Below are 19,335 nucleotides of genomic sequence, written 5' to 3'. Positions count from 1 at the left end.
GCTTCACACCTTTTTATTTTCTAGCTCTTGCAAATATTTTGATTGGTGTACCCTCAAAACCGAACGCGTCTCTGATTCGGTTTTCTAAAAATCGTTCGTATGAAAAATGCATCAGTTCCGGATCGTTTACAAACACAACAAAACTCGGCGGCTTCACCGCAACTTGAGTCGCATAATAAATTTTCAAGCGCGACCCGTTATGAGTTGGTGTCGGGTTCATTGCTACAGCATCCATAATGATGTCATTTAAGACATTCGTCTGGACACGAAGTGAGTGATTTTCACTCGCTTTAATGATTGCAGGCATTAGCGTATGAATTCGTTTTGTCGTTAATGCTGACATGAACAGAATCGGTGCATAGTCAAGAAATTGAAAATGATCGCGGATATTTTGTTCAAATTCTTTCATCGTGCTCTCATCTTTATCAACAGCATCCCATTTATTCACTACGATTACGACAGCCTTGCCTGCTTCATGTGCGTATCCCGCAATGCGCTTGTCCTGTTCGATAATGCCTTCCTCACCGTCAAGCACCACCGCAACAACTTCAGAGCGGTCGATGGCTTTCAGCGCCCGCAGCACGCTGTACTTTTCAGTCGTTTCATATACTTTACCTTTTTTCCTCATGCCGGCAGTGTCTACAATGACAAAATCCTGCTGGTTATAAGTAAATGTTGTATCAACGGCATCTCTAGTCGTTCCCGCCACGTTGCTCACAATGACACGATCTTCGCCAAGAATCGCGTTTACCAGAGAAGACTTCCCTACATTCGGGCGTCCGATTAGGCAAAATTGAACGACTTCATCATCGTATTTTGTTTCAGGGATGTTTTTGAAATGCTCCGCTGCAGCATCCAATAAATCACCGAGTCCCAGCCCGTGTGTTCCTGAAACCGGATAAGGTTCACCAAAGCCCAACGAATAAAAATCATAAATATTCGCTCTCATTTCTGTGTTATCCAGTTTATTTACCGCTAAAACAACAGGCTTTTTCGTGCGGTACAAAATTTTCGCTACTTCTTCATCAGCAGCTGTCACACCTTCACGGCCATTCACCATAAAAATAATGACGTCCGCTTCATCCATGGCGATTTCGGCCTGCTCGCGTATCTGTGTTAGAAACGGCTCATCACCGATATCAATACCGCCCGTATCAATCAAATTAAAATCATAATTCAGCCATTCAGCGGAGCTGTATATCCGATCCCTTGTCACACCAGGGGTATCTTCTACTATTGAAATTCTTTCTCCCGCAATCCGATTAAAGATTGTGGATTTTCCTACATTCGGTCTCCCGACAATGGCTACGACAGGTTTACCCATAGTACCCTTCCTTTCGATCCAGCCGCTTTCATTTTTACATAAATTCTCAACCGGTTATTTAAATCATCTCATTCACTTTTATGAAAAGAAACCCTTCAGAGGAAGGGCTTAACTCATTTATTATATCAGTTTTTACTGGGATCACAACTATTTAAAAATGTTTCACGATCAAATAGACATCTTCCCCAATTCTATGGGCAATTCCGTCAAGGATCGCCTCAAGGTTTTTAGCGAAAAGTTCCATCTCTTTTTGGTCATCACAAAAAAAGATAGGTGTCCCTCCCGAAGCCCGGTTCCGGTTTGTTGTGATGACAGACAAAATCACTTTCGTCAGCGATTCACTCATCCTATCACCTTATCCTGTTTTTTGATAAATTCCGTAGGCATTCTGATTGCATTTTCCAAGGTCGGAACATTGCTGATAATCTGAACAGCTGTATCCGGGTGATGAATTTGCGGCAGGACAAAAACACCCACTCTTCCATCATTAAGATCCCGTTTCGCAATAGGCGTCAGGGACGGCTCCCCTGAGTCACGATACACTCCCAGCACATTGGAAACATCAAATAATATGGCCTGACGCTGACCCAGGTTGGCAATGGTTGCAGCTGAATTAAAATTTTTAGGTGTTAAAATAAACCCCATGCCATGCTTTAAAATCAGCTCCTGTTTCTCTGGAAGTCCAATGTTCATCATATAAATATTATCAACAAAAAGACCTGGCCCTTCAAAGTGAGGCTCTATGTACTCGATATCCACAATATCTTTCAATACACTGCCGGACATAAATTTCATTGCCAACAAAAAACAAACAACAGCGGTTATAACAGCAACCCAGATTGAGAAAAACACGTACGCCGATGTTGTCAATAGAGCAGTAAAGATTACGATATAATTTCTGCTTTCAAACGCAATGGCGATTCCTTCAATATAAGTGCTTCCTCTTGAAACAAGTTCGTATGAATCCATTTGTGTTAGCGTATTCCGCTCCATATTTCTGACATCTCTGAATTGAGTGGCTGCAAGAGTCAAAAACGTGATGGCCGTAAACTCCTCCTGCAATAACGCAGGCATAATAATTGCCCCTAACCCTGCTGCAATAAGCCCAAGTGCAATATGAATGACTTTACCATGAATATAGGTTGGATACTGGCGGTAATCTGTTTTCAGCATATACAGCCTTGTGGCGACTCCTGCTACGACCCCCGCAATAATCGGATAGATGTAATCGCTCATGACATTTTAGTAGCTCCTTTGTTTGATCTTTTGCCTCTATGGCCAATTTGACTGGCAAGCTGTTCATATTTTGATATACCAAACAGCAATATCATCCCTGCAGAGCATGCGTTGAGCCATTGAAAACCTCCAACAGCCGTATGCCCTGCCAATTGTTGAATGACAAAAGAATACACTAGTTCGCCTTGGCACATTCCAAGGACATATAAGGCAAGCTGCTTCTGAAAATCCCTTTCAACAGAAGCAGTCAAAAGCACACATAATACAACAACGGCCCACTCAGGTTTTATGATGAACCAAACCGGATCATATAATGCAAAAAGATACACAAACGCATACCCGGACACAAGCGTCAGGTGCACCATGATATAGCGAAATTGTTTATACATCCCGAAATATCCGGCATAGACGCACCCGCAAACGAAAAACATCACGTATGCCGCATTCAGTGAAAAATATAAAGTAAAGTGATGTATGCTTAAGATGATATTAGTCAAAATAAATAATGAGACGGCAAATCGCCTTTTCGTCTTTCCAAAAATAAAGGTTGTCAGTACCCACAAAAACCACATTGACCAATAATAATAAAATTGTTCCATATCGCTTCCTCCATACTCCCAGTATGGAGTCTAAACACTTTTTTTAAACAAGCCGCCTCACGTAAAGGAGAATGATCATGGGAAAAGACAGACAGGAGAAAAAACTCAAGGCTTCTGGCAGAGTGGAATCAGACCGAGACCAATCGATTCACGATGACGGAGCTACCAGCCTTGAACAAAACGGTAAATTTAAAAAGCGTAAATCATAATACAAAAAGCCCAAAACTCACACGGTTTTGGGCTTTCCTTATCCAACTATCAACGCACATTGTAATTGGAAGTATGAATGCCTCTCTCTGTCAGCCAGTGATGAGTCTCACCTTTTATGACAAGAGGAGCCTTTTGTAAATCAGAAATTGTTCTGGTGCCGAGCACAGTCATAATCATTTTTAATTCTTCTAGGATCAGCTGAATCTCTTCTAGCAGCCCTTCTTCGCCTTTTTCAGTCAGCGCCTTTAAGAAGTGCCCTGCCATTCCTGTACAGGAAGCCCCAAGAGCTATCGCCTTCGCAGCATCAAGCGCATTTTGAAGGCCGCCAGACGCCATCATTGGTTTATCGGGAAACTCAGAGCGGATTTCCGCCAGGCTCGCTGCTGTTGAAATACCCCATGAGTTGAAAAAGGTGATCTGCCGCTGTCTTCGGAGGTTTTCTATTTTCGAGAAATTTGTCCCTCCGTAACCGCCGATATCAACAGCTGCCGCACCTGCCTCATACAGCTTTTTTGCTGATTCTTTGCTCATTCCGAAGCCTACTTCTTTTATTATGACAGGCACTTTGACTTCGCTGCAGATTTGTTCAATACGGGAAAGAGCTCCGCTAAAGCTTCTGTCGCCTTCTGGCATGACAATTTCCTGAATGACATTCAGGTGAATCTGCAGCGCGTCCGCCTCAATCATTTCGACAGCTTCCTTCGCCTGACGGGCTGTCGCCTCGCTTCCGAGATTGGCAAAAATCAGCCCATTCGGATTTTCCTTTCGGACGATTTCATACGAATAGCGTTCAGACGGGTCTTTTAACGCCGACATTTGCGAGCCGACAGCCAGAGGGATACCAGCTATTCGAGCTGCTCTAGCAAGCGCCTTATTAATTTCATATGTAAGTTCTCCGCCGCCGCCAGTCATTGCATTGATAAAAATCGGCGAACTGCTTGAAAGTTCGCCGATTTTTGTGGAAATATCTACTTGTTCTAATGCAAGATCGGGCAGACTGACATGAACAAACGTAATATCATCAAGACCCGTCTCCCGCTTTTGGCCGGTAGACAGGGCATGATTGATGTGTTCTCTTTTCCGTTCTGCTCGAGTCACGTTTATCACCAATTATTTTAGTTTATTAAGCTTATCTCCGATTAGATCTCCAAGCTGGAAGCCCATGCTTGTTTCTTCCTTCGCCTGATATTGGCGGTAATCCTCTTGATCGGCTTTCGGCGTTTCTTCAAGCTCACGCATGCTTAATGAAATGCGCTCTTCATTTTCATTCACATCAAGAACCTTCACTTTTACAGTCTGTCCTTCTTCAAGAACTTCATGCGGCGTGCCGATGTGTTTATTAGAAATTTGAGAAATATGAACGAGACCCTCCACGCCAGGAAGAATTTCAACAAACGCACCGAAGCTCACGAGGCGCTGAACCTTTCCTTCAAGCACATCACCCGGTTTAACTTTCTCCCCAACTTGGCTCCAAGGTCCAGGCAGCGTTTCTTTAATAGATAGAGAAATACGCTCATTATCCCGGTCAACCGATAATACTTTCACTTTTACTTCCTGTCCCTCTTCCACAACATCAGACGGCTTTTCAACGTGGGAGTGGGAAAGCTGTGAAATGTGCACAAGCCCGTCGATACCGCCGATATCAACAAACGCGCCAAAGTCAGTCAGACGTTGCACTTTACCATCGAGTACACTTCCAACCTCTAGTGACTGAAGAAGGTCTTGTTTTTGATTTGCTTGCTCACTTTCAACAACCGCACGGTGTGAAAGGATGACACGGTTTTTATCACGGTCAAGCTCTACTACGAGCAGAGACAGTGTTTTTCCTTTATAGTCAGTAAAATCTTCTACAAAATGCGCTTCTACAAGTGATGCCGGAATAAAGCCTCGAACGCCGATATCAACGACAAGACCGCCTTTTACGACATCTTTTACTTCAGCTTCAAACACTTCTTTTGTTTCAAATTTTTTCTCAAGGTCTTCCCAAGCGCGGTCTGCATCAACAGCACGTTTAGATAAAATCAAAGCATCGTCTTCCACTTTTGTTACTTTCAGGTCAAGCTCATCGTCTACTTTTACGACATCCGATGCTTTCTCTACATGAAGACTTGATAATTCACTGATTGGAATAATACCGGACTGTTTGACATTGATAATTTCAACATCGACATGCTTGTCCTCTACCTTTGTCACAATCCCTTTTACTACATCTCCAACCTCTGGCACTTGAACATCAATTTGATTCATTTCCTCTGTCATTTGAATAACCTCCTTGGTCCAAACCTACACAGCTTAATTAAAAACGGTTTGAAAGCTGAACACGTATCATACATGTTCGCTTTTAGCCGAATATGTATTAAAGAATCATCCAAAAAAGATTTTGAATGATCAATAAAAAGTTTTATTAGTATTAACTTCTAATAAAAGGACAGGTTTGTCAAGCAATAACATTCTTTCTTTGTTGAAAAATTCAAAAAAAGTGGCCTCCGCCGGTATCAGCGGGACTTTTGCTCCACTACATCAAGAATTTTTTCAGCAACTTCCTGAATGGAGAGAGAAGTCGTGTCGATTTCAAGCGCGTCATCTGCTTTTCGAAGCGGAGAAACTTCTCGCTCTGAATCGAGTTTATCTCTTCTTGCAATTTCCTCAATTAATGTTTCATAGTTGACATCGTAGCCTTTTTTTACATTTTCTTCATAACGGCGCTTCGCTCTCTCTTCAACAGACGCCAAAAGAAAGATTTTCACTTCAGCATTTGGGAGTACGTGAGTTCCGATATCACGTCCATCCATGACAACGCCGCCTTTTTCGCCGAGCTGCTGCTGGCGTTTTACCATTTCTTCCCTGACGCTTCTGTGCTTGGCAGCAATTGAGACCTGATTGCTGACTTCGTCTTTTCTGATGTCCTCAGTCACATCTGTGCCGTTGACAAGCACCTTTTGTCCTTCTTTGGTTGTGATCAGCTCAATATCTGTTTGCTTTAACAGCTCAGCCAATTTTGCCTCATCTGTCAAATCAACTTTTTCTTGTAAAGCCACATACGTAATGGCCCGATACATCGCTCCCGTATCAATATATATGTACGATTTTTTCTCAGCCACAATTTTGGCAACGGTGCTTTTCCCCGCAGCAGCCGGGCCGTCGATCGCAATCGATAATTTCTTTTCCATAATTCCTCTCCTTGCTCTTTTCTCCTCTATGGATTGTATCATGAACTTTATGAAAAAGGGTGAAAAATTCCTGAATAATTAATGTTTGATGGTTTCTACCCAATCATTAACCTCCATTTTATCAACCCCTTCATATTGAATCACTTTTGAGACATAAGGTTCAATATGCTGATAGTGAAAAAGAAACTGGATACCAACTAAAATCACTGCCTGAATGAACAATAATTTGAGCAGCAGCCGTTCAAAGGTCTTCATCGGCCCACCTCCATTACAAATAGTATGGAAGTGTTTGCCGATGTTTATTCCAATCGTGCCTTCCTTCTCTTGTTTAACTGGCGGCGAATGCAATACTGAAGAAGGAGCTGCTGGTCACCTGCTGAAATCTCCGAATACTCCAAGGTCATTTTACGTTTGCCGGTTTTTGAATCATCAAAAACGCGTCTGACAACCGCGGCAGCCTCTACTTGATGCATTTTCTCCTCTTCCTGAAGGCTGATGAAAAGGCGCAGCGCATCCCCGTGCTGAAAAGAATAGCCGCCTGTCAAAATCAATGCGATACCGCCAGCGCTGATATTGTACGAGAGTGTATGAAACTTGTCTTTTTCATCTGCCGGCTCGACCAGCACATCCAATACCGCGTCAGTTCTTACATATTGCCGGCGCTGAATTCGTTTCATTTTTTCACGGGGAGGCAATTCTAGGCAGATCATTTGAAGCTTGTCCTTCACTTTTCCCTTCATGCGGCTTGAGAAGCGGTAAGGCACTTCGTCTTTACCGACAAACTCTACCGTTACTTCAGTATCGTGATGTAACATCACGGTCCTTCCTGTGTGTACATCAACTGGATATGCGATCAGGAGCTCTCCGTTTTCTATGCTCACAGCTTTGCTCTTTGCTATTTTTAATTGATTTTCTTCTATGTATTCTAAGTGTACAGTATCCCCAATTTCTATCATTGACTTCACTCTTTCGCATTCAATATATTCACTTTTTTATTAAATCATGTAATGGAAAAAAGGAAAAGACTTTTAGTCCTTTCCTCCTAGTTTTTATAGGTCTTTATATATAGGTTCGGCATTTTTTAGTTTTTCAACCTTCTCTTCCGTTCCGTCATTAGCATTTATATACATTCTGAATGTATCATTTTCAATCGTACCCAGCATTTCATAGCACAATACTTCCTGGCCTAATTCATTTGTGATCACAGCAAGCCTTGTTTCTCTCACTTCTACATTTTTGTTTAATTTTGCTTTTGCATCTTGTTCAGAAATAACCGGCTTTGGTATGTCTCTTTTTCTGTGGGATGTTAAGAAATCGCGTGCTGAAAAGCCGACAACCTCGCCGTCATCCAAGGCAACTTTCATACGGATGGCTTCTGGATACATCCTGATATTATTTTCTATTGGAACATATGAGAATACACCGATTTTATCGTATTGCGCGCTTTCATCGATTTCCAGATCTTTTGTTTCATATCCATTTTTCTTTAGAAAAGCAAGGGCTCGATTCGAACCATCATTCAAGCTGATTTTTTGATCTTTCACTTCTCTGTTCTGGATTAAATAAACCGGGTGTCCGCCTTTTTTTGTAATATCCATATATATCGCTGCTTTATGATCAGGATCTTTCATACTGATACTGTAGACGTCTCGGTTTGTTTTTTTCCCGCTCTTTATCACTTTGATTGCATAATTGTCATCTGGTGCAAAGCGTTGGGCAATTTGTTTGGCTTCCTGTGCAGAAATTTCTTTCCCCTTCAGATGGGCAAAACCTTTCTCTTCTTTTTTGGTGCTGGTGAAGCTAGGGCCAAGATCTGTTCCTGAGGAGAAGGATCCGACATTTTTTTCAACCGTTTTAAAGCTGTTGATGATCGTGTTATCACTCTGTTTTTCATCAGAGGCCAGCGCCATCTCTACATCCATCCAGCGCAAATTCTTGCTCATGACAAGGTGCTGAACGTGGCGCAATTCATTTTGGATATCTTCTGACTGCTGATAAAGCTTATTTAGCGAAGTATACTCTTTTTCATCAAGCGGTTTTTGATCCAAATCTCTGATTGACGTTTTGTAGCTGAAATCCCCGATCTTGGATAACAGCTCTTCCGTTTTGTTAAACGGCATTAATGTAAGCGGCAGCTGACTGACACTGTTATGGGCTTCTGATGTAATTCTCCAAACATCTATCAATGCGGGGGACAGTGATTTTTTACTGTTCATGGCAAGCGTTGCGCCAATTTTATCATGCAGCTGGTCTACCTGATAGGTGAGCTCATGAAACGCCCGCTGATAGTTATTTTCAGCATGAAGAAGGACAGCGTCTTTTTCCTGGTGCTCTTTGTATCCCCAGTAACTAGTACCGACAATTGCAATACCGAGCACTGCGATTAAAATACCTCTGATCATTTATCACACCTCATTTTTATGCTTTCTTATGTCCTGCTACTCACAGAAAATGTGTTTACCGATTCTCTTAATCTGCGGGCGTCCCCAAATCCACGCGCTTGTAGCTGTATCCGGATTAAAATAATACAGCGCTTCCTCGGACGGGTCCCAGCCATTGATGGCGTCTAATACTGCTTCTTTTGCTGTTTCGTTCGGCTGCATATAAATTTGTCCGTCAGCCACCGCTGTAAAAGCAAGCGGTTCAAAAATAACACCCGCTACTGAATTCGGAAATAACGGACTGTTTAAACGGTTCAAGATAACTGCTGCAATCGCAACCTGTCCCTCGTACGGCTCGCCACGCGCTTCCCCGTAAACCGCTTGAGAAAGCAGCCGAATATCATTATTGGAAAAACCGCCCGGCATGTTAGCTGCAACCGCATCCTGTTTTTTTGTTTTTGCAGGCGTGTTGTTTTGCTGTTTATTCGCTTGCGGCTGCTGTGTTATTTTTTCAGCAGGCTGTTTCTGTCGCGTCTCTGCTTGCTGCCTTGCTTTTTGAGTCGCTGTTTTTGACGGTTTCGTTTGGTATTTCAGCGGTATTTTTCCGTAATGCGTGAATGTATTTCCTTTTTGAAGCTGCTCCATGACATATTCACGGTAATATTTAGACTTAGATATCAAGGTCTGTTTGGTTTGGGCTCCGACCAGGCCGTCCACCTCTTTTAAGCCGAATTGATCCTGAAAGTTCCGCACTGCCCAGTATGTCCCCCATCCATAAACCCCATCAATTTTTCCATTATAATATCCGTTATATTGAAGACGCGCCTGCAGCTCGATCACATCGTCCCCTGTTGCCCCTCTTTGAATGACTTGATTAGAAAAGGCTGAAATTGTTTCAGTATTGATAAACGTCGTAATTATAAAGGAAAATAAGATGAGACATGCCATAATCGATCCTTTGGACTTCATCTTTTCAAGCCTCCTACAGCAAAATTTTTGAGTGTAAACGTATTTTCTGTAACGAGGTTATTTTTATACACTCTTTCCTTCTTATCCCTCACAGCTTAAAAATTTCAACAAATCAAAAAGCCGCACTTTGGCTGTGCGGCTTTCCTATATCTGCATCATATTGACAGAACGGGCTTTTTTTGCTTTTCGTAAACCAAACCACCATAAAAATAACATAAATGGAAGCATGTAGTAGACCCAGTTGCTGAGGGCTGTCAGGATAAAGTCATACGATCCATGTAAAAGTGATGGCAGGACCAACGAAAGGAGAAGCCATTTCATACGTGCTTTATCAGCTGAGAAACGCGCTTTTCCGAGGTAAAACCCCATAATCACTCCAATTAAGGCATGGCATGAAACGGGCAGCAGCGCTCTGACAAACGCATGCTCCACACCATGACCGATTAAATAAAGAATATTTTCGAGTGTCGCAAAACCGAGCGATACACTTGCACCGTATACAATTCCGTCATAATGCTCATCAAAGTGGGCGTGCGGATAAACACTGATCATTAAAATAAACCATTTCAATGATTCCTCCAAAAAGCCAGAAGACAAAAAAGAAACAAAAAAGCTTCCGCCTCCCACATTCTCCTTTTCAAGTACATACTGGATAAACATAGTGGGAAATACAAGAACAACCCCAAGAAAAAATGAGCGAAGCACCATATGTACAGGTTCATTATCATACTGATCTTTTAAATAAAAATAACTTAACAGCGCGATGCCGGGAGCAATTCCTGCAGAGATGATTGCAAACATCAGGCAACCTCTTTCCTTTATATTCCTATGTCTATCCTACCATGTTGTGTATGAATTTACATCTGTCTGATTTTAAAAAAACAAAAAGAGCATACGAATCCTTCATATGCTCTCCTCTTCTCACTGATCTTCTCTTTTTGCAATTTCTTTTGCGATATGGCCGCCGTGAAATCTTCCGTTTTCAATAAATATTTCATTTGCATTGTTTCCGGCAGCGATGACCCCGGCAATAAAAACGCCCTCTACATTGGTTTCCATCGTTTCTTCATTAAAAAACGGACGCCCTGATTCCTCATCGATTTTCACACCGATTCTTTTCAAAAATTGATGATCAGGATGATATCCCGTCATGGCAAATACGAAGTCGTTTTTAATGGTAATCAGCTCCTGCTGGCCGGAGCGGAAAACGACTTCATCTTCAGTGATTTTTTCTACACGAGCGCCAAATTCCATTCGGATTGTACCGTTTCTTACTAAGGATTCGAATTCTGGCAGAATCCATGGCTTAATGCTTGAAGAGTATTCATTGCCCCTATATAAAACGGTGACACGCGCTCCTGATTTTACGAGTTCAAGCGCAGCATCTACACTTGAATTTTTCCCGCCGATAACGACGACGTCTTTATCGAAATACGGATGTCCTTCTTTAAAATAATGGAATACTTTCGGCAGGTCCTCACCGGGTACATTCATATAGTTTGGATGATCATAATAGCCTGTGGCAATGATGCAGTATGGCGTTGAATACGTCTCTTTTGACGTTTCGATAACAAATGTATTGTTTTCTGCTTTTGTCACTTTTTGCACCATTTCAAATGCATTCACACGGATCTTTTTCCGCTTCACGACTTCCCTATAGTACGACAAAGCCTGAATTCTGACAGGCTTTCTGTTTTCGGTAATAAATGCCACGTCACCAATTTCAAGCTTTTCACTTGAGCTGAAAAAGGTTTGATGCGTTGGATAATTGTAAATACTGTTAACGACATTGCCTTTTTCAATGACGAGGGCATCAATGCCAATTTGTTTTAGGTGAATGGCCGCAGATAATCCGCAAGGACCTCCGCCAATAATTATTGCTTTTTCTTCAATCATTTCCGTCAACTCCTGCGATTGGGCATTCGATTCACATTTTTCTATTTCCAAATAAAAAAATCTCCTATTTTATCATAGGAGATTTTTATTTTTTATGCAAATCATCAACTTATATCCAGCCTCTAAAGCGCGAAGCTTCCGCCATTTTACGCACGCCTACCATATAAGCGGCAAGTCTCATGTCGATTCTTCGGTTGTTGGCCATTTCATATATATTGTTGAATGATTTTACCATCATTTTTTCTAATTTCTCTTCTACTTCTTCCTCGCTCCAGTAGAAGCCCTGGTTATTCTGAACCCATTCAAAATAAGAAACCGTTACGCCTCCCGCGCTTGCCAGTACATCGGGAACAAGCAGAATGTCACGGTCTGAAAGAATTTTTGTTCCTTCAAGCGTAGTTGGCCCGTTAGCTGCTTCAACGACGATTTTCGCCTGTATATTATGGGCATTTTCTTCTGTAATTTGGTTTTCAATCGCGGCAGGAACTAAAATATCACAATCCAGTTCCAGCAGCTCTTGGTTCGTAATGGTATCGTTGAAAAGCTTCGTCACTGTGCCAAAACTGTCACGGCGGTCGAGTAAGTAATCAATATCCAGGCCTTCAGGGTCATACAGTCCGCCGTAAGCATCGGATATGCCGACAACCTTTGCCCCTGCATCATGCATAAATTTCGCCAAATAGCTTCCGGCGTTTCCGAAGCCTTGAACGACGACTCGCGCACCTTCAATATCGATGCCTTTTTTCTTCGCCGCTTCTTTTATGCAGATGGTTACACCTTTTGCTGTCGCTGATTCTCTCCCGTGAGATCCGCCAAGCACAAGCGGTTTGCCTGTAATGAACCCAGGCGAATTAAATTCATCAATTCTTGAATACTCATCCATCATCCAAGCCATGATTTGTGAGTTTGTAAATACATCCGGTGCCGGCACGTCTTTCGTCGGACCGACAATTTGGCTGATAGCTCTGACATACCCCCTGCTTAGACGCTCCAGCTCTCTAAACGACATATCCCTTGGATCACAAACAATTCCGCCTTTACCACCGCCATATGGAAGATCAATGATACCGCATTTTAAACTCATCCAAATGGAAAGTGCCTTCACCTCTTTTTCAGTTACGTTGGGGTGAAAACGTATCCCGCCTTTTGTCGGACCGACAGAGTCATTGTGCTGGGCACGATAACCCGTAAAAATTTTGACTGAACCGTCGTCCATACGAACTGGTATTTTTACCGTTAATAATCTCATCGGCTCTTTTAACAATTCGTATACTTCTTCAGGATATCCCAATTTTTCCAGAGCCTTATGTATTACGGTTTGAGTTGATTTTAAAACATCAAGTTTGTCCTCTTCTGTATGACCGGTGTTTCGATCGGCTGCCATTTGAGTTAACCTCCTAGAATCTTCTGTTTCTCACATGCTCCCTTTCAGAGAATAGTATACACCTTCATATGATCTATGCATAGGATAAACGTTATGTTTTTCCATGTTTTTTAACAAAAAAAACCGCTGTAAAAAACAGCAGTTTTTCTTCCATTCTTATGAAAAATGAGTTTGGATTGTCTCTACAGCATTTCCGTCCATAATGAGCTTACCATACTCTTGTAAGCGATAAATCGTTAATGTTGTTGGATTGCCGTATTCAGCCAGGACCGCCACAACACCCTCGGCAGTCTGTGATCCCAAGTCTTCTAGGCTTAGAAAGTAATGTCCTTCATAGTGATAGACAGTCCCTCCCGTGATACCGATCCGCTGTAAGCTTTCAGAAAGCTGAATGATATCTTCAAAGGAATGGAATTGATATATGATGTCCGCGCTTTCGTCAAGCTTGACTTGCATTTCGATGTAATCATCATCATACTCATCTTCTTCTGAATCCGCTTCTTGGTTCTTTGTTACGATCACAACCATCCCTTGTGCTTGGAGAGAATACACTTCCACTGCAATCGGTCCATTCGCTTCAAAGCCGAGCTCTGTATTTGCTTCATTCATCATATCTTTAAATAACTGGTGGACTTTAAATGAGTCCTTCCAGAGGTCTTCTTTTGTTAATCCACGATCGGTCAAATCATCGAGGGTCAAAAAGATTTTAATCTTATTGTAATTCAGACGCTCAAGCCGCATAACGTTCCCTCCTGCCTCTACTTGCACACAAATCATATAACACATTATATGAGATGATGAGTCATAGGTTCTTAATTGTTATCAGTTTACACTGAGTTCACTAGTAAGACAAGCACAATGCAGTTTTTTATGGACACACTCTTTAAGGATGTCATTCAGGTGCTGCAAGTGTCACGATGTGTGCCTCAGGCTCCGCCCCTAAACGAAGGGGCACTTTTGTTGTGCCGTACCCGTTGCTGATGAGGTATGCAGCATTTTTAACAAAACCAGTTGTACCAAGCTCATAAGGGCCGAATTTTCCAAATCGAATCTGACCGCCATGGGTATGTCCGCTGAATATCACATCAATACCATCATTTTCATTGATTTGCTGATGAATCTCAGGGTTATGACAAACCAGAACGTTCAACTGGTTCCCGTCAATTTCTTTAATTGCTTCTTCGTAATCATCCATCTCCATCCTGATGTCATCCACTCCGGCTATGTTGATGGTATGTCCGTTATAGGTAAAAGGAACCGATTCATTTCGAAGCGTAATAATACGGTACGCCTTAAAAATAGTATACAGTTCACGCTGACTGACCTCATAATCATTGTTTCCCCATACAAACATGACAGGGACTCCCAAACCCGCAAGCCTTCTGACGTTCTCCTCAATTCTCGCGCAGGACACCCCGCCTTCAGCTAAATCACCGCCAATTATAACCAGCTCCGGCTTATGGCCCTGCGCTTCCTCTAAAAGACCGTGATCAACAATACGTTTGTGAATATCAGATATAAAAAAAATCGTTAGAGGCAGCTTCCCCTTCATTTTTGATAACGTAAATGTATGGTTTTTTAGATGATTGCCTTTTGCCACTGAATACATCTTTGCCGTCATTGCCGCTGCCGCAATCGCTAATGCACCCGCAATTTTCATTGATCGCTTCATAAAAAACTCTCCATTCTTTTAGAACTTAATAATAAGACGGACAATAAAAAAAAGACGTTTCTATCGTTTGAGAAAACGCCCCATTTTATTTACTTTCAAAATATAGATTAATATCATATTGGTGCTTCATCAATTGAAAAACAGATTCTCGCGCCTTCCATTTATCAGGCTGCGGCCAGAGATCAGTACTTTTCTGAATAATTTCACATCTCAGTTTATGGAAATCACCCTCGGCTTTTTCTTCTTTTTTCTTAAAATAATATGAAGTGCAGTATGCAAAAGCAGTTGCCATCATCCAAAATAAATAAAAGGTATGGCTGAGTATTTCTTGAAGAATGAGCTGAGGCGCCGGGCTTTTGATCATCATTAAAAGACATAATAAGCCCAGGCAAATGAGTGAGGTCCACCGCCACCTGCGGCATTGCGCAGCATAGTTTTCGTATTTTTGTTTTCGTTTTACCAACGCCTGTAGCATCTGTTTGGTCGGCGCATCCGTAAATCGGTCCAGCTGGTTCCATAAGGATTCCATACGCTTCACACCTTGTCCCTATTCATTGCTACAATATATGAGTCTGCGAGCAAAAAGATGCCCGCTAATAAGTCAAAGGGATGTCCAAAATTTGCCCGGTATAAACGTCATTTCCGTTCAAATGATTATAGGCACGGATCTTTTCTTCTCCTGATCTGCTTTTATAATATTTCATGGAAATGCGGTACAGCGTTTCTTTCTTTTGAACGGTGTGCTTCACAATATGTTCCGCCTCGGTTTCTTGAACTGGTTCAGACTGCTGCGGTATTTGTTCCTGCTCTTTTTGGACTGTTTTTTCTGGGGAAGGGGAAGCAGCCGCGCTTTTTGCTTCCTGTTTGTTTGCTGTGTCCTCTTTTTCCGCTACAGCAGGCTGCTTCTTATCAGTTGTTGCTTCTGTTTGTTTCTCTGTCTTTTTGTTTTCAGATTTTTTTTTTGACTCTTCGCGCAGAACTGTCTCTTGCGTTTCTTTTTTGGCCTCTGGTTTTTGGACCACCTCGTATTTACTCTGACTGCTGTCTATAAATACATCTTCATAATCATCGGGATTTCCTGGATGGCTTTTCATTAGATAAAATAAGGCGACAAAGACGATAACCGGCACAAATACAAACAGTACCGCGAGAGTGGTAAATAACGGCGTTCTTGTTTTGCCTTGCTTTTTTTTCTTCTCTCTTTGATTTTTTACAGATTGTCTTGTCGGAAGGCTTTCTTCATCCTCTTTGAAAAGGTCGTCTGCCAATGCGGCATTATGGTCTTCATAAAGATTCTGAGCTTTTCTTCTCTCAACTCTAGACATGTTCGTCATGTGTATCCCTCCTAACATGTTCAAAACGAATCTGACAGGCAAACACGGCATCAATAATAAAATGCGCCGTTACCGGAACAAATAAATTACCGGTCCATTCATAAATCAGTCCAAGCAAAAAGCTGATTGCCGTCACCATGATGAATAGCAGCCATTTTGTCAAATACCGAAAATGAAGAACAGCAAAAACAAGACTGGCCGCCCATAAACCAATATGGGTCTGCAGCACTCCCCTAAATAACATTTCTTCAGCGAAAGAAATTAGAAGCGTTAAAAATATAATATGAGGGATTGGCCTTTTACTGAATAATTTTTTATTGATTCCGCCGTCATCATATAAATGAGACGGACACCATTTCATGATTGCCATGTCGGCTAAAACGACAATAACTGCAAGAGAAACACCATACCAAATGATTCTTGCATCTCTAATATGCCAGAGGCTGAAAAAATCACTTATATCCTGAAAAAAGAACAAAACGGCAGCAGCGGACACCATGATGACCAGAAGCTGTGTCATGTATAACTGCTTTAGTATATCACGGTCAGACAGATGCTGGATCAAATCCCTTTGCTGTTTCAGTTCGGCTCACCTACAGTCTCTAGACTGAATATACGGTGCAATTCCGATCTCCAGTCGTCTAATGGTGCTATTTGGACGCGCTCCTCTTTTTGTTCATACAGCGAGAGATCAAAACCGCAATGTGAACAGCATGGCATGCTTCCTTTATCGGGCTCGTATGTTTCATCAAAATAGGCTAACAACGATTGTCTTAAGCAGCCATCACGATGAAGCAAAGCTGCCACGTGGCGCATTTTTTCAAGTTTCAGCTCCATGCGATACGTGATTTCCCGCTTGATCAGATCAATTGATGTTTTCCCCTGCATAAAGAGATGGATGATCATGCGCGACTGCGTCTCTGTGATACCATATTGCATGAATAATTCGCGCAGTTTTCTTTCATCCCGTTCTTCCGTTTCTTCCAGCACGCGAATAACATTGGCAATTTCTCCATCCGCAAGACTCTCCATTTGGATAATCTGCTCTTGCAATTCGAAATCTCCAGGCGCTCTGAGCAAAATGCTGACACTCGGTTTTCCGTCACGCCCTGCTCTGCCGATTTCCTGCATAAAAGCTTCAGCCGTCTGCGGGAGATAAAAATGTATGACATATTTGATATCTGATTTATCAACACCCATTCCAAACGCATTTGTACAGCAAATGACATCAAGCTGGTTATTGATAAATTGCTGCTGAATTAACATTCTGTCGCCAGAATCCATACCCCCATGGTAATAATCAACCCTGCTGCTTGTTTTGTTTTTTATTTCCTCCGCTAATTCCTCTGCCCATTTCCTTGTCGGACAATAGACAATTCCCGGACCTTGCAGGTTTTCAACCAGCTGAATGACCCTATCTATTTTTTCGGCAGTATCCGCAGTATTTTCAACTTTGAGTGCAATATTCGGCCGGTTAACCGAGTTAAGATGCCGTTCGGCATGATGCAGTTCAAGCAAATTCATGACATCATGCAGCGTATCTTTCGTCGCCGTAGCCGTCAGAGCAAGCACCGGCGGATGCCCAAGTGTTTTTCTCAGCTGTCCAAGCTTTGAATAATCCGGCCTAAAATCATGTCCCCACTCCGATATACAATGCGCTTCATCAATAACGAAGAGACTGATCGGAACGCTCTTTAATTTTTCCAAAACATATGACGACTGCAAAGCTTCGGGTGACAGATACAAAAATTTGTACCGATGGATATGCTCTAAAACGAATTGTCTTTCCTGCCTGCCGAGCATACTATTCAAAGCGGCAGCCCGTTTTTCTCCCCGCGCTTTCAGCTGCTGCACCTGATCCTCCATTAAAGAAAGCAAAGGAGAAACGATTAATATCATACCGTCAAGCATGTAACCGGGCAACTGGTAGCAAAGAGACTTCCCTCCCCCTGTCGGAAGCATTGCAATGGTATCCTTTCCGCTGAGAACGCTTCTGATGATGTCCTCCTGTCCTTTTTTAAAGGAATGAAAACCAAAAAACTGATATAACACTTGCTGTAACTTAGTCATACTGTTTCACCTGCTTTGCCAATGCCAGCCTGATTTGAAAGTAGCTGAACCGCTGCTCTAGGCCTTCTCGAATTTGTTTAATCTTGTTTGTCCGCATGCGTTTGGCGAACTCAGCAATGTGGAGCTGATCCTCAGCCGAAATATATTCATCAATCACAAAAGTCTGCTCATGAAGAGAAATTTCGACGATATGATCTTCAATTGTGGCAGTTTTCAGCTTTCTGATTTCAGCAATTCGCTGAATCGGTATCCCTTTTCTGACCATCTGCCATGTTTTTCTCGTAGACTCAGTCAGTGCATTCTCCAGATGCACATCTGAAAGAAGATCCTTTAGTATAGAATCTTCACATTGCGGCAAGGAATGAATAAAATAATGTACCGCAGCCCAAAACAAGACATACACGTACCACTCGTCTTCTTTCAGATTGTCAGCAAGCTGCCTGCTCGTATAACCGATCCTATTATATGAAGTTAATGAGTAGACAAAGATAAGAGCGGCTTTCTCGTCAAGCCTTTGCAAATGATCCTCCAGCATTTCCTGCAAGCCCCTTGCCAGTTTTTCATGATCCTTCTGCATATGCATGTATCGCTTGACCCAGTGAAGCGTCTTATGATCTTTTGTGACGGGAATATACTGTCTGCTGCTGTGCTGCTTATTTGACAATACCTGTACGAGAAGGGAAAGTCTTTTCCAGAGCACGCTTGCGGCCTGCTGAAAATAAGCGCCGTGGCAATGGGCTGGCCAAGGCCGTTCACTCAGCGCCTGCCTCAACATGCTTTCGCCTCTTATAGTCACTCTGTATGTATCTGATTCTGACATTGGTTCCAGAAATGACTGCTGTTCAAGCTTGCGAAGTGATCCTGATATGTCGCTTCTTGAACATTGCGGAGCCATTCCAAAATATCTTGCAGTCTGAAATAAGCCGGCATCTTGAATGGTTTGTGACGATCTTTTTCCTTTAAATAGGTGAAAAACGGCACTTCCTGTCCGTTCCCCGTTTATTTTAGAAAGGCAATCGAGAACCATAATATCAAAGTAATCTAATGACAACCTATCCACCCACATTCTACCTGACAAAAATCGTTGGTT

The 19,335-nt window shown here is 42.3% G+C and carries 22 protein-coding genes; 1 reads left to right on the top strand and 21 read right to left on the bottom strand.

Going from position 1 to position 19,335, the window contains the following annotated elements:
- Window positions 1-13: 13 nt before the first annotated feature.
- From der to V6D42_RS03800, 4 genes are all read right to left on the bottom strand, one after another.
- Window positions 14-1,324: a ribosome biogenesis GTPase Der gene (der, locus tag V6D42_RS03815; RefSeq protein WP_010334750.1), complete on the bottom strand. Its 1,311-nt coding sequence runs from the start codon at window positions 1,322-1,324 to the stop codon at window positions 14-16.
- Between the two features lie 151 nt (window positions 1,325-1,475).
- Window positions 1,476-1,670, bottom strand: coding sequence for a capping complex subunit for YIEGIA (locus V6D42_RS03810; protein ID WP_010334751.1), 195 nt, complete (start codon window positions 1,668-1,670; stop codon window positions 1,476-1,478).
- Complete coding sequence (locus V6D42_RS03805) at window positions 1,667-2,560, bottom strand: YIEGIA family protein (RefSeq protein ID WP_010334752.1); 894 nt, start codon at window positions 2,558-2,560, stop codon at window positions 1,667-1,669. The genes V6D42_RS03810 and V6D42_RS03805 overlap by 4 nt, the downstream gene beginning before the upstream one ends.
- Entirely contained in the window at window positions 2,557-3,159 is a 603-nt protein-coding gene (locus tag V6D42_RS03800) for a YphA family membrane protein (RefSeq protein ID WP_333512406.1), read from the bottom strand. The genes V6D42_RS03805 and V6D42_RS03800 overlap by 4 nt, the downstream gene beginning before the upstream one ends.
- A 77-nt stretch (window positions 3,160-3,236) precedes the next feature.
- On the opposite strand from V6D42_RS03800, the gene V6D42_RS03795 reads away from it, so the two are divergent.
- Window positions 3,237-3,368 (top strand): YpzI family protein, encoded by a 132-nt coding sequence (locus V6D42_RS03795; protein WP_333512405.1) that lies wholly within the window; start codon window positions 3,237-3,239, stop codon window positions 3,366-3,368.
- Between the two features lie 49 nt (window positions 3,369-3,417).
- On the opposite strand, the gene fni is transcribed toward V6D42_RS03795, so the two are convergent.
- The 17 genes from fni to V6D42_RS03710 form a co-directional block, all read right to left on the bottom strand.
- A complete protein-coding gene (fni, locus tag V6D42_RS03790; RefSeq protein ID WP_333512404.1) occupies window positions 3,418-4,467 on the bottom strand; it encodes a type 2 isopentenyl-diphosphate Delta-isomerase in 1,050 nt (349 codons plus the stop codon).
- A gap of 12 nt (window positions 4,468-4,479) precedes the next feature.
- Entirely contained in the window at window positions 4,480-5,628 is a 1,149-nt protein-coding gene (rpsA, locus tag V6D42_RS03785) for a 30S ribosomal protein S1 (RefSeq protein WP_333512403.1), read from the bottom strand.
- Between the two features lie 236 nt (window positions 5,629-5,864).
- Window positions 5,865-6,539: a (d)CMP kinase gene (cmk, locus tag V6D42_RS03780; RefSeq protein WP_010334757.1), complete on the bottom strand. Its 675-nt coding sequence runs from the start codon at window positions 6,537-6,539 to the stop codon at window positions 5,865-5,867.
- 78 nt (window positions 6,540-6,617) lie between these two features.
- Window positions 6,618-6,794 (bottom strand): YpfB family protein, encoded by a 177-nt coding sequence (locus V6D42_RS03775; RefSeq protein ID WP_010334758.1) that lies wholly within the window; start codon window positions 6,792-6,794, stop codon window positions 6,618-6,620.
- A gap of 44 nt (window positions 6,795-6,838) precedes the next feature.
- Entirely contained in the window at window positions 6,839-7,495 is a 657-nt protein-coding gene (locus tag V6D42_RS03770; RefSeq protein WP_333512402.1) for a flagellar brake protein, read from the bottom strand.
- Window positions 7,496-7,588: 93 nt separating this feature from the next.
- The gene (gene ypeB, locus V6D42_RS03765) at window positions 7,589-8,941 is read right to left on the bottom strand and encodes a germination protein YpeB (RefSeq protein WP_029441349.1); all 1,353 of its coding nucleotides are present in this window, start codon (window positions 8,939-8,941) and stop codon (window positions 7,589-7,591) included.
- Between the two features lie 36 nt (window positions 8,942-8,977).
- Window positions 8,978-9,889: a spore cortex-lytic enzyme gene (sleB, locus tag V6D42_RS03760; RefSeq protein WP_333512401.1), complete on the bottom strand. Its 912-nt coding sequence runs from the start codon at window positions 9,887-9,889 to the stop codon at window positions 8,978-8,980.
- 144 nt (window positions 9,890-10,033) lie between these two features.
- A complete protein-coding gene (prsW, locus tag V6D42_RS03755) occupies window positions 10,034-10,690 on the bottom strand; it encodes a glutamic-type intramembrane protease PrsW (RefSeq protein WP_229147044.1) in 657 nt (218 codons plus the stop codon).
- A 120-nt stretch (window positions 10,691-10,810) separates the two neighbouring features.
- A complete protein-coding gene (locus tag V6D42_RS03750; RefSeq protein WP_333512580.1) occupies window positions 10,811-11,785 on the bottom strand; it encodes a YpdA family putative bacillithiol disulfide reductase in 975 nt (324 codons plus the stop codon).
- A gap of 109 nt (window positions 11,786-11,894) precedes the next feature.
- A complete protein-coding gene (gene gudB / locus V6D42_RS03745) occupies window positions 11,895-13,169 on the bottom strand; it encodes an NAD-specific glutamate dehydrogenase (protein ID WP_010334764.1) in 1,275 nt (424 codons plus the stop codon).
- Window positions 13,170-13,325: 156 nt separating this feature from the next.
- A complete protein-coding gene (locus tag V6D42_RS03740) occupies window positions 13,326-13,910 on the bottom strand; it encodes a genetic competence negative regulator (RefSeq protein WP_188323102.1) in 585 nt (194 codons plus the stop codon).
- Window positions 13,911-14,061: 151 nt separating this feature from the next.
- Window positions 14,062-14,841: a metallophosphoesterase gene (locus V6D42_RS03735; protein ID WP_333512400.1), complete on the bottom strand. Its 780-nt coding sequence runs from the start codon at window positions 14,839-14,841 to the stop codon at window positions 14,062-14,064.
- 85 nt (window positions 14,842-14,926) lie between these two features.
- The gene (locus V6D42_RS03730) at window positions 14,927-15,370 is read right to left on the bottom strand and encodes a YpbF family protein (protein ID WP_333512399.1); all 444 of its coding nucleotides are present in this window, start codon (window positions 15,368-15,370) and stop codon (window positions 14,927-14,929) included.
- 64 nt (window positions 15,371-15,434) lie between these two features.
- Window positions 15,435-16,175, bottom strand: coding sequence for a LysM peptidoglycan-binding domain-containing protein (locus V6D42_RS03725; protein WP_333512398.1), 741 nt, complete (start codon window positions 16,173-16,175; stop codon window positions 15,435-15,437).
- Complete coding sequence (locus V6D42_RS03720; protein WP_333512397.1) at window positions 16,159-16,740, bottom strand: CPBP family intramembrane glutamic endopeptidase; 582 nt, start codon at window positions 16,738-16,740, stop codon at window positions 16,159-16,161. The genes V6D42_RS03725 and V6D42_RS03720 overlap by 17 nt, the downstream gene beginning before the upstream one ends.
- 14 nt (window positions 16,741-16,754) lie before the next feature.
- Window positions 16,755-18,245 carry a RecQ family ATP-dependent DNA helicase gene (locus V6D42_RS03715; protein WP_333512396.1) on the bottom strand — a complete coding sequence of 497 codons (1,491 nt, stop codon included), beginning with the start codon at window positions 18,243-18,245 and terminating at the stop codon, window positions 16,755-16,757.
- Window positions 18,238-19,296: a helix-turn-helix domain-containing protein gene (locus tag V6D42_RS03710; RefSeq protein WP_333512395.1), complete on the bottom strand. Its 1,059-nt coding sequence runs from the start codon at window positions 19,294-19,296 to the stop codon at window positions 18,238-18,240. The genes V6D42_RS03715 and V6D42_RS03710 overlap by 8 nt, the downstream gene beginning before the upstream one ends.
- Window positions 19,297-19,335: the final 39 nt, after the last annotated feature.

The organism is Bacillus sp. 0909A (assembly GCF_036765115.1).
Lineage (GTDB): Bacteria > Bacillota > Bacilli > Bacillales > Bacillaceae > Bacillus > Bacillus mojavensis.
Note: the sequence above shows the minus strand (reverse complement) of the source record. Positions and strands in the feature narration are given on the sequence as shown.

What these genes read in the sequence shown, in the direction of transcription:
- der (WP_010334750.1), bottom strand. Translation starts at nt 1,324, where the DNA reads ATGGGTAAACCTGTCGTAGCCATTGTCGGGAGACCGAATGTAGGAAAA.
- V6D42_RS03810 (WP_010334751.1), bottom strand. Translation starts at nt 1,670, where the DNA reads ATGAGTGAATCGCTGACGAAAGTGATTTTGTCTGTCATCACAACAAAC.
- V6D42_RS03805 (WP_010334752.1), bottom strand. Translation starts at nt 2,560, where the DNA reads ATGAGCGATTACATCTATCCGATTATTGCGGGGGTCGTAGCAGGAGTC.
- V6D42_RS03800 (WP_333512406.1), bottom strand. Translation starts at nt 3,159, where the DNA reads ATGGAACAATTTTATTATTATTGGTCAATGTGGTTTTTGTGGGTACTG.
- V6D42_RS03795 (WP_333512405.1), top strand. Translation starts at nt 3,237, where the DNA reads ATGGGAAAAGACAGACAGGAGAAAAAACTCAAGGCTTCTGGCAGAGTG.
- rpsA (WP_333512403.1), bottom strand. Translation starts at nt 5,628, where the DNA reads ATGACAGAGGAAATGAATCAAATTGATGTTCAAGTGCCAGAGGTTGGA.
- cmk (WP_010334757.1), bottom strand. Translation starts at nt 6,539, where the DNA reads ATGGAAAAGAAATTATCGATTGCGATCGACGGCCCGGCTGCTGCGGGG.
- V6D42_RS03775 (WP_010334758.1), bottom strand. Translation starts at nt 6,794, where the DNA reads ATGAAGACCTTTGAACGGCTGCTGCTCAAATTATTGTTCATTCAGGCA.
- V6D42_RS03770 (WP_333512402.1), bottom strand. Translation starts at nt 7,495, where the DNA reads ATGATAGAAATTGGGGATACTGTACACTTAGAATACATAGAAGAAAAT.
- ypeB (WP_029441349.1), bottom strand. Translation starts at nt 8,941, where the DNA reads ATGATCAGAGGTATTTTAATCGCAGTGCTCGGTATTGCAATTGTCGGT.
- sleB (WP_333512401.1), bottom strand. Translation starts at nt 9,889, where the DNA reads ATGAAGTCCAAAGGATCGATTATGGCATGTCTCATCTTATTTTCCTTT.
- prsW (WP_229147044.1), bottom strand. Translation starts at nt 10,690, where the DNA reads ATGTTTGCAATCATCTCTGCAGGAATTGCTCCCGGCATCGCGCTGTTA.
- V6D42_RS03750 (WP_333512580.1), bottom strand. Translation starts at nt 11,785, where the DNA reads ATGATTGAAGAAAAAGCAATAATTATTGGCGGAGGTCCTTGCGGATTA.
- gudB (WP_010334764.1), bottom strand. Translation starts at nt 13,169, where the DNA reads ATGGCAGCCGATCGAAACACCGGTCATACAGAAGAGGACAAACTTGAT.
- V6D42_RS03740 (WP_188323102.1), bottom strand. Translation starts at nt 13,910, where the DNA reads ATGCGGCTTGAGCGTCTGAATTACAATAAGATTAAAATCTTTTTGACC.
- V6D42_RS03735 (WP_333512400.1), bottom strand. Translation starts at nt 14,841, where the DNA reads ATGAAGCGATCAATGAAAATTGCGGGTGCATTAGCGATTGCGGCAGCG.
- V6D42_RS03730 (WP_333512399.1), bottom strand. Translation starts at nt 15,370, where the DNA reads ATGGAATCCTTATGGAACCAGCTGGACCGATTTACGGATGCGCCGACC.
- V6D42_RS03725 (WP_333512398.1), bottom strand. Translation starts at nt 16,175, where the DNA reads ATGACGAACATGTCTAGAGTTGAGAGAAGAAAAGCTCAGAATCTTTAT.
- V6D42_RS03715 (WP_333512396.1), bottom strand. Translation starts at nt 18,245, where the DNA reads ATGACTAAGTTACAGCAAGTGTTATATCAGTTTTTTGGTTTTCATTCC.